This window comes from Algoriphagus sp., assembly GCF_024642405.1.
Lineage (GTDB): Bacteria > Bacteroidota > Bacteroidia > Cytophagales > Cyclobacteriaceae > Algoriphagus.
Genome location: NZ_JAHEBC010000125.1, coordinates 1 through 10,551, shown reverse-complemented (window position 1 = coordinate 10,551; position 10,551 = coordinate 1). Strand labels below are relative to the sequence as shown.

At 36.9% G+C, this 10,551-nt stretch carries 7 protein-coding genes; 6 read left to right on the top strand and 1 reads right to left on the bottom strand.

Annotated elements, in window-relative coordinates:
* The first annotated feature begins 325 nt into the window (after window positions 1–325).
* The 4 genes from Q0L68_RS10995 (at window position 326) to Q0L68_RS10980 (ending at window position 5,581) form a co-directional block, all read left to right on the top strand.
* Complete coding sequence (locus Q0L68_RS10995; RefSeq protein WP_296702897.1) at window positions 326–1,474, top strand: membrane dipeptidase; 1,149 nt, start codon at window positions 326–328, stop codon at window positions 1,472–1,474.
* A gap of 58 nt (window positions 1,475–1,532) precedes the next feature.
* Window positions 1,533–3,518 (top strand): amidohydrolase family protein, encoded by a 1,986-nt coding sequence (locus tag Q0L68_RS10990; RefSeq protein ID WP_296702895.1) that lies wholly within the window; start codon window positions 1,533–1,535, stop codon window positions 3,516–3,518.
* A gap of 77 nt (window positions 3,519–3,595) precedes the next feature.
* Window positions 3,596–4,147: a RidA family protein gene (locus Q0L68_RS10985; protein ID WP_296702893.1), complete on the top strand. Its 552-nt coding sequence runs from the start codon at window positions 3,596–3,598 to the stop codon at window positions 4,145–4,147.
* 246 nt (window positions 4,148–4,393) lie between these two features.
* The gene (locus Q0L68_RS10980) at window positions 4,394–5,581 is read left to right on the top strand and encodes a SpoIIE family protein phosphatase (RefSeq protein ID WP_296702892.1); all 1,188 of its coding nucleotides are present in this window, start codon (window positions 4,394–4,396) and stop codon (window positions 5,579–5,581) included.
* Between the two features lie 55 nt (window positions 5,582–5,636).
* Here Q0L68_RS10980 and Q0L68_RS10975 read toward each other — a convergent pair whose 3' ends face one another.
* Window positions 5,637–8,153: a hypothetical protein gene (locus Q0L68_RS10975; RefSeq protein WP_296702890.1), complete on the bottom strand. Its 2,517-nt coding sequence runs from the start codon at window positions 8,151–8,153 to the stop codon at window positions 5,637–5,639.
* Window positions 8,154–8,479: 326 nt separating this feature from the next.
* Between Q0L68_RS10975 and Q0L68_RS10970 the strand changes: the two genes are divergently transcribed.
* Window positions 8,480–9,361: a sulfite exporter TauE/SafE family protein gene (locus tag Q0L68_RS10970; RefSeq protein WP_296702887.1), complete on the top strand. Its 882-nt coding sequence runs from the start codon at window positions 8,480–8,482 to the stop codon at window positions 9,359–9,361.
* Between the two features lie 454 nt (window positions 9,362–9,815).
* A complete protein-coding gene (locus Q0L68_RS10965) occupies window positions 9,816–10,091 on the top strand; it encodes a hypothetical protein (RefSeq protein ID WP_296702885.1) in 276 nt (91 codons plus the stop codon).
* Window positions 10,092–10,551 lie beyond the last annotated feature (460 nt).

Here is a 10,551-nt window from a genome sequence, read left to right as displayed (position 1 = left end):
GTTGTATTCATGCTATTCTTTTATGCTCTAACCAAAGCGTTAAAGTAATAGAAATGATTGATTAATTAAATTAAACTATGAATGAGGATCGTATAACTTCAAATGATTAATTTTTATTTTTTTATTTAATTCATCTTAAATAAACGATTTAGCCCAGATTCCAATTCTAGATTGGAAAGCTATTTACCGTGAAGTTAATAAAGTGGTTGAGGCAAGTCAGAATAATCTAAGGTTTTTCGTTTTGAGGCTTACCGGAATCAAAAATTTGAATAAAATCAGTAGTTTGTATTTTGTTGTAAAATCTCAATTCAACCAAGAATCAATCATGAAAATCAAAAGAAGAGATTTCGTCAAAATTCTAACACTTGGTGGAGTTTTGTCAGAACAGTTTTTGACTGGGGAGAGTCTTGCGAAAAATTCAAATGGGCTAGTTGATATATTTTCTGGTAATTCAAATTCACAGGTGATGTCAGAGAATATTGAAAAGATTTATAACCAAGCAATTGTGCATGATGGGTTGGTAATTGCACGCAATTGGAATGAAGATTCTTTCGAAGCCCTTAAAAATTCCGGATATACTGGTTTCAATGCTTCCATAGATACGGGCAATTTAGCCAATGCACTTAAAAACTTAGAGGAATGGCAAAACCGTATAAAAGAAAACCCCAACCGATTAGTATTGGCCACAAGTGCTGAAGATTTTATCCAAGCGAAGAAAGAGAAAAGGGTAGCTGTGATGCTAGGTTTTCAGAATTCTAACATCATTGAGAATTCAATTGAAAATTTAAATACGCTTTATCAAGCAGGTACTCGCTGGATGCAATTAACTTACAACGAGCGTAACTTATTAGGAGATGGTTGTACTGAACGCACAAATGCTGGACTTTCAGATTTTGGGATTGAGGCGGTCGAGCGTATGAATGAGCTTGGGATTATCATAGATCTTTCGCATTGTGGAATGCAAACTACTGACGATGGCATAAAATTCAGTAAAATGGGTGCGTCTATCAATCATTCCATGTGCGAAGCATTGTACAAAAATCACCCTCGTGCAAAATCAGATGAACAGATTAAAGCCATGGCAGACAAGGGTGGAGTGATGGGAATTATCTCTTTAGGTTATATGATTGGGCCAAATTTAGGCGAAGAAACTACCTTGGAAACTTATGTTGATCATATAGAACATGCTGTTAAAGTAGGTGGGATTGAACATGTGGGATTGGCCTCAGACTTTGCTATCCAAGGGCTAAAGGCTTCGGGAGCAACGCGTGAAAATTGGTACGTGCCGCGACTGACTCGTTTTAAACCATCCTATAAAGTGCAATGGCCACCATGGATTCCCGAACTTGATACTACTGATCGATATCTTCACGTGGCAAGATTATTAGACAAAAGAGGATATAGCACAGGAGATATTGAAAAAATTCTTGGACAAAATTGGCTAAGGTATTTTCGGGAAACATTAAAGTCTTGATCTTCTAATTCACTCCTTTGAAATCAATTTCTAACTTATTTTTCCTAAATCCTTAATTATGAAATATTCAATTATTCTATTTTTTTTAATATTCAGCGTTCAGACAGGCTTCAGTCAATCGCATCCATTAGACAAAACCATTTACGATGTCGTATTTCGGGATAACCTAGCGGGAACTTATGAAAAATGGCAAATTGCAGATCATAGTTTTGGGTATTATTACACCTACACCGATAGAGGCCGAGGTCCTAAATACAAGGAAGAGATTTCGCTGAATAATCAAAATTTTATAACAGGTCAAAGTATAAAAGGCGTCAATTATTTGAATGTGGCTATTGATGAAAGTTTCTTTAGTGAGGAGAACACTGGAAGCAGTAAAAATCTGATGGGTACCTCTCAAGGCAATTTTAATGGTGACAAACTCTATTTTCGTTATGATGGCTCGCCTGCAGTTTACGAAGTTCTTGCCCAACTCTTGTTGGAATCTAATACTGGATACGTTGATTTATATCCACAAGGTACCGCTGAACTAACTAAAAAAATTCCGATACAGCTATCAAATGGTACATATGTTGAACTTTTAATCATAAAGGGTTTAGATCTGGACCCCACTTATATCTGGATGATTGGAGATCAAATGGTTGGGAAGATTTCAGGTAATCTACATATCGTAAAACAGGATTTGAGTCCCATGCGTGTTGAAATGAAAAAACTTCAAGACGAAATTGAAGACAAAAGTCTAATTGAAGTAGCGGAGACATTAACTCATAATATTGATAAGGTTGTTATCCAAAACGTAAATGTTTTTACTGCAGAAGGAACATTATTACCAAGTCAAGATGTGTTTGTGGATAATGGAAAAATTCAAGCTATTCGGTCAAATGGAGGAGAAATAAGTGATAAAGAAGCCAACATAATCGATGGAACTGGCAAAACACTAATGCCTGGGATGTTCGATATGCATACCCACAATGATAAATTTAGAGGTTTATTGCATTTGGCAGGTGGAGTAACTTCAGTTAGGGATTTGGCTAATAATAAACAACTGAAAAATTTGGCAGCTCAGTTCAATAGCAATGAGATTATCGGTCCACGCATTGTAATCTACTCGGGAATTATTGATGGCCCTGGGCCTTTCGCCAATCAACGAAATGTTATTGAAAACCTAGAAGAAGGCCTAGCAGAGATTCAAGAATACAAGGACTTAGGATATCAACAAATCAAACTTTATAGTTCAATATTGCCAGAATGGGTACTTCCTTTGACTGATAAGGCCCATCAACTCGATATGCGAGTCAGCGGGCATATACCCGCTTATATGACCGCAACCCAAGCCATAAATCAAGGATACAATGAAATTCAACATATCAACATGTTGTTCCTAAATTTTTTATCTGACACCATAGATACCCGGACGCCATTACGATTTACTATGCCTGCCCAATATGGTGCAGATCTAGACCTTGAATCTCAGGAGTATTTGGATTTTGTGAAGCTTCTTAAATCAAAAAATATTCTTGTAGACCCTACTGTAGCCATTTTTGAAAATATGTTTGTTTCTCAATCAGGTGAGCTAAGCCCTACTTATCAAGCAATAGCAAGTAGATTTCCTATTATTGAGCAGCGCAGTTTTTATACTGGAGGTATTCCGAAGGAGGGGGCACAAGTAGCAAGATATAAAGAGAGTTTTGATAAAATGCTGGCAGTAGTGGCTGACTTATTTAAGCAAGGGGTAGCAATAGTTCCTGGAACTGATGGCTTACCCGGATTTTTATATCACAGAGAGCTTGAACTATATGTAAAAGCCGGAATTCCAGCATCTGAAGTATTAAAAATGGCTACGATAAAATCTGCGGAGATTACCGGAGTATCAGATATAGTGGGTTCCATTGAAGTTGGTAAACAGGCAGATCTTATTCTAATTGATGGTAATCCACTTTCCCAAATAAGTGATATACGAAAAATCGAATGGACCATGATGAGGGGAAATCTTTATTACAGTAAAGAGCTCTACAACTCACTTGGAGTGAAAAACTTTAAGTAGTATTTCGTCAATATCTTCAATCTATATTCGAAATTATTAGTCATTCTCATTGATCTTTATTTTATAATTTTTGAAATATGAAAAAAACATATAATTCCTTTTTAATCCTCATAGCGATTACAATGAGCATCTTTAGCTGTGATCAAAAACCCAAACCAGAAGCAGGATATGACCCAGAAGCGAAGCTGAAGGAATTAAACATCACCTTACCTACTCCTCCAGAACCCGTAGCCAATTATGTAAATGGTGTTAGAACTGGAAATTTAATTTTTCTTGCAGGCAAAGGGCCCCGTTATCCAGATGGAACAGAAATCACAGGCAAACTAGGTCAGGATGTATCTATCGAACAAGGTTATGAAGGAGCACGCCTGACAGCTATAAATCAGCTCGCGGTTTTAAAAGCGATGTTAGGGGATTTAAACAAAGTGAAACGTATCGTTAAAGTGTTAGGGATGGTCAATTCAGATCCAGACTTTATAGAACAACCTAAAGTAATCAATGGCTTTTCTGATTTGATGGTTGAAGTATTTGGTGAGAGGGGTAAGCATGCAAGAGCTGCGGTTGGGATGGCATCATTACCAAGAGGACAAGCAGTGGAGATTGAATTGGTGGTTGAAGTATATGATTAGAATATGGTTTTCTTTTTATATAGATCAATATTCCATTCAATACCTCTACACCAATATCATAAAGCCTTGATAAATGTCTAAGCCCATATAAATACAATAATATTTAAACCAATAAATTAGTTTATTAAAATCTTAAAAATTTCAATCGTACTTTCTCGATAGTTTTGCTTTGAGCAAATGGATTATTAGTTTAGGATTAAAGAAGTTATTAATAATAAAAAGTCCTACTCTGGTTCATAGATGCGAATGAGCTCAAAAGAAATAGTTTCATTTAGAGAATTTGAAGATTTGTTGATTAAAGCAACGAATACCTCTAATGAAGGAATCACCATTAGCTCAATGGACCAACCGGATAGACCCCTAGTTTTCGTTAATGAAGGTTTTGAAAGATTAACTGGATACTCAAAAGAAGAAGTAATTGGGAAAAATTGTCGATTCCTCCAAGGGAATAATACGGATAAGTCCCCGGTAGAAGAACTTCGACGAGCCATCAAAAACGGAGAACAGACGACCGTAGAATTACTTAATTACAAAAAAGATGGGACTCCATTTTGGAACAGGCTTTCTATCACCCCTCTTAAGGATAAAAATGGGATAACTACTCACTATGTAGGCGTACAGTCTGATATCACCGAACTTAGAGAAACTCAAAAAAGCCTAAAGGAAGCAAATAAAGAATTGGCCTTGTATCAGGAGAAAATGAACTTTGAACTTGAAGAGGCAAGAAGGGTTCAGAACTTTATACTACCTGGTTCATATCCGAAAAATACGCAAGTACAATTTGCCTCTATCTATGAACCCATGGATCAGATCGGGGGAGATTTTTATGATATAATTGAAATCGAAAAAGGAATTTATGGAATATTGATTGCTGATGTAACTGGACATGGTATTCAAGCTGCTTTGTTGACTTTCATGACTTCATTCGCGTTCAAAAATACTGCAATCCAAACTACTTCTACTGCAGAATTGGTTTCAGCAACCAACGGGAAATTGTACAATAAAATGCCGAGAGGCTCTTTTGTCACTATGTTTTATGCAATCTATGATTCCAATGATAGAACACTAACTTATACTCAAGCAGGTCATCCAGAAGGATATCTAATCCGCACAAGTAGCAAAGAAGTTATTGCTTTAACCTCTCAAAGTCCACTTGTTGGAGCATTTAGCAGTGACTCTGTTATCTATACCGAGTCTAAAATCCAATTGAAAATCGGAGACAAAATTCTTTTATATACCGATGCGATTTTGGAGGTCTGGAATAGTCAGGATATTATGATGAACAAAGAAGAATTCACTTCATTTTTACTGAAAAATTCCCATCTCTCTATTCAGGAACTGTTGGAAAGCATAAAATCCTTTGGCCTTTCTTACAGTGGCAAAACAACTTTTAACGATGACTTTACAATGGTAGGGTTTCAAGTTTTAGATTAGCCTACATTCAGGAAGTTTTTCTAATAAAGTCCATTCGTTTTCTTTGGATATTTATTTAGAAACTGCTTCTCGAGATATAAGGTGATTTTGCCTCGACGATCTGTAAAGTTTGTTCCAAATCACCTCCTTCAGAAGAGATTTCAACTTTGTAAATTCCCGCTTCAATAAATCGTTCATAGTGGATAAAATAGGGAGCATCGCTACTTTGCCTTTTTACAACCAAATCCCAACGGTATTGGTTAAATCCTTTATTTCCAGTTAATTCAGTTTTCCAGACTTCCTTATTTGATTCATCTAAAATTGAAATAGTCACAGCTTTTGATTGATTGAGCCAAAACGAAAACGTAGCTTTTTCAAGCGTTCGATAATCAGGCTCACCACTAGAGGAATTATACCAAGGTCTTGGGGTCTGATCGATCTCAAAGAAATGATCTTCATTCCTTGGCAGGTTATCTTGAAGCATTTTTTGTATAGGCTGAAGGCTGGTTTTATAAATCCCTCGACCATGTGTACCGACTACCAGATCCATCGTATTTAAATGAATTTCAAGGTCTGCTATAGCAGCCGCAGGCATGTTTTTCCCGAGATAAGACCAAGTATTTCCGCGATCAATAGAAACATAAACTCCTCTCAATCCTCCAGCATATAGAATATTTTCATTGGTAGGATCTTCTTTTATGACATTAACCGGCTCATCCGGAAGACCGGCAGCAATACTTTCCCAGTTCTTCCCATAATCATCAGATGCATAGACATAAGCTTTCAAATCATCATAATTGATTCCAGTCATTGCCATGTAAACACGCGAGGCTTTGTGATGGGAAGGGGAGATGCTACGGATGTAGTTATTGACAATTCCTTTAGAATTTTCCTCCCAATTTTCACCATCATCTTTTGAGACCCAAAATGCACCATGGTCAGTTCCTGCATACAATAAGCCTTTTTCTATTGGTGATTCTTCAATATCCCCAGTGGCAAAAGAAAGTTTATCTGGATTAGAAGAAACGGCAAGATTAGGACTTATTGCATCCCAAGTATCACCACGATCTATACTTTTCATCAGATAATTTCCTCCATGATAAAGGGTCTTGCTGTTATATCTAGACAAGAAATAAGGAGTCATATAATTAAATACAAGTGTATCGCCTATTCTCTCAGGTAAAGAAGGCATGATGGAAACTGCCTCATCTTTGGATTTATCCAATCGCATCGCATCCCCATGCTGTCGGCTATAATAAACAATAGATTTATTCTCAGGATCAATTTGAGTCACGCAACCATCCCCGCCATCCCAAGGGTCGATCCAGACATATTTCCAAGGGTCCGGAAATCTGGTATTTAGTTCCTTTGCTGGGCCAAAAACTGTGGCATCATCTTGGGTTCCTCCATAAATGGTGTAATCTACTTGATCAATTGTGATATCATAAAATTCACCTGTGGGAATATTGTTGTAATGCATCCAGGATGATCCTTTATCATAACTCACGTAAAACCCTCCATCATTTCCCAAAGCCAAATGATTGGGATTGCTGGGATTGATCCACAATTCACATTGATCCAGATGAAGTCCTTGAGCTAAGCTTGGCGTCATCCGGGAAACCTGACCTCCAATGAAAGAGAAATTCTTTCCTCCATCCAGGCTATGCGCAAGCCGAACACCCAGACAAAATACCTCTTCGTCATTTTGGGGATTCACATACACATCGGTGAAATACCACCCGATTCCAGGAAAGATCTTGAAAGAACCTGAATGAGTTTTCTCCCAATTCAATCCGCCGTCAATCGTTTTATAAAGTTCGGCAGCTTCATTTCGAGGATTGTTCAAATTATCAATCAGTGCATATGCTTTATCTGGATTGGTCGAGGATACTGTAAGTCCAATTCGCCCAATATTAGGTCCAGAGGGTAATCCGTTTGCAGATAGCACCCAATTCTTTCCTCCATCCATACTTTTATAAACCCCGCTGTTTTCTCCGCTGATTCCTGGATACACTTCCCATAAAGAAGCATACATGATCTGAGGGTTACTTGGGGAAATCTGCACTTCATTGGCGCCGGTCTTATCATCTTTATACAAAACCTTTTCCCAGTTTTTACCTCCATCTATTGTTCTATAAAGTCCTCTGTTTTCATTCTTTGACCAGAGATGTCCTAATACAGATACGAATACGATGTCAGGATTTGTTGGATGAATTTCTATCTCCGAAATAGACCAAGAATCTTGCAATCCAATATGAGACCAGGTTTCACTGGCATCGTCGGATCGAAACATACCTGTACCAGGTAAAGTAAAGTTTCTCGGCTTTTTTAGATTTTCCCCTGTGCCCAAATAAATAATATTGGGATTAGAGGGTGCTAGCTCCATATCACCAATTCCTATGGAAGACTGCTCCTCAAAAATTGAATTCCAAGTCACTCCATGATTGGTGGTTTTCCATATGCCACCTGAACCAAATCCAACATACATGGTCCCCGGATTGGTCTCATCTAACTGGACAATATCTGCTCTAGCGGAATTGACTGTAGGACCTAAGGAAACCCAATCCAATTTAAAGCTTGTTTCCTCCTTCATCTTCTTATAGCTTTCAAATGAAGCTTCTAAAGGAGAAATCGGCTGCTGTCCAAAAACGGAAAAAGAATATAAAAAGATTATAATGAATGTCGCTAACACCCTTTTTAAGGGCAAAGCTTTGCAGGATAAAGAATCAAAATAGTTCATATACAATTCTTACTGAAATTAGAATTCGAAGAAATCTTTTACAAATAGTTTAAATAATAATCCTTAACATAATAACTTCTTTTTATCTGAGCTATCTCAAAATCACTTATCTTTTTGAAATCACTTTATTTTAAGGAAACAAATCCCTATTTCATGAAAATAAACTTAACTCATTGACAATGGTAACTTTCATTTGGATTTCACTTGCTCTTCTGACCATTTGGTATTGCATTGTTCTAACAAGGGATTTTTTTAGACACAAAAACAATTTAGAACCTGTTAGTTGGATAAAGACTTCAATGATCGGCTTCGTTGTCAACTTTTTTGATGTATTGGGAATTGGTGCATTTGCTCCACAAACCGCACTCCTGAAATTCACCAAACAAACTGAGGATAAGGTCATTCCGGGAACCATGAATGTGGCTAATACCCTTCCTGTTTTATTTCAGGCCTTGATATTTATCACCATAATAGAAGTCGATCCTTTAACGCTAGTTTTAATGCTGGTCTCAGCTGCTCTAGGTGCCATTGTAGGTGCAGGTGTCGTTTCAAAACTATCGGAAAGAAAGATTCGATTGACCATGGGGTTTGCTCTCCTGATTACCGCTGGTTTCATGCTTGCCCGCAACCTGGAATGGATTCAAGGAGGAGGTATTGCAATTGGTCTGCAAGGAGGGAAGTTGCTCATAGCGATCATAGGTAACTTTTTCTTAGGGGCACTAATGACGGCAGGAATAGGTTTGTATGCTCCTTGCATGGCTTTGGTATTTGCATTGGGCATGTCACCCCAAGTTGCTTTTCCAATTATGATGGGTTCCTGTGCTTTTTTGATGCCACCAGCTTCCATTCGGTTTATACGAGAAGGCGCATATAATAAGAAGGCCGCTGTAGCCATGGCTATTCCCGGAATTGTCGCGGTATTGATCGCAGCATTGATTGTGAAGTCCCTTCCTTTGGATGTTCTTAAATGGGTGGTGATTCTTGTTATTCTTTATACTTCGGCAGTGATGTTAAGAGCAGGATTAATGAAAAAGGATTTGGGAGTGGAAAGTGGGGTTTGAGGAAAAGGAATAGAAATTAGGGTAAAAAGATCCAGACAGCCGTTAGGAAATTATTTAGAGATTTGACTTTTATGGGGTTTAGGATTCGAAAGATCAATATTCCCCCTTGATGTGGAGTTTGGCTGGCAAATTGGTTACAATTTTTTTAACCAATTTCTGTTAAAGTAATAAACTTGAGTCATAAAATACAATGGATAAAACCCAATATTTATTTTTTAATACCTTATTTTGTACTATATTATTAGAATATTGTATTTTTAAAACAATAGTTTTTACAATAATTGTATTCCAAATACTGGAATTTTGAATTGATTTGCCCGTTTTTTTATAAGGCAAAAGCATAGGTGGTTTGGATTGAAGTCCTACTCAGGTTTAATAAGTTTGCCTTTTTATCTAAGCAATTACAGAATTAGTGTTTTTTATATAATTGATTTTCAACTTAATAAATCAGGTCATGCCAAAAATAGTTTTTACCGCAAAAGTGGAAGATTCAAAAAAGTGGGAAGAAGGATTTCGAACTCACGGAGAATTATTCAAACGTCAAACTTGCTCTAGTCCAGTTCATATTTCCATAAATGAAGGAAACGAAGTTGCACTAATCTTTGAACCTTCAAACTTGGAAACATTCTTTCATATCCTGGATACAGAGGGTCCCGGTGCAATGGCAAATGATGGCGTAATACGGGAGACCGTGAAAGTTTTCGTCATGGATAAGGAGTTTCATATTTAGAATCATCATTATTATCCACGATAGAATATTCTTAAAGGCGTAATTAATTCTTACGCCTTTTATTTTTTGAGATTACTTGAAGTGGGGTCTGTGATTAAAAATGCTCAACAGCCAAAAACAATAGGAAACCGATTGGTAGGAGAATTTAAAATGATTTTTCTGAAAAACGCTTCATTAATCCTTTTCACCAATTTGATACCTGCAAAAATCTAAGAATTCATGAAGTGATAGGCTTTCAAAGTATTAGGAAATAAATTGACATGAATAAGTCGTAAATCGAAATAGGAGGGAAAGTGTAGAAAAAGAAATTTAATTACCCTACTGAAGAAGAGAATAAACTCCGCTTGCAACCAAAATAATTTTTTAAATTAGTTATCAAACGACTGATTTAATAATAAAGAAAGCAGCCAAAAGCCACCGTTGGATACGAAATTTTTTTATTTCTCTATTTGTTGCCAAT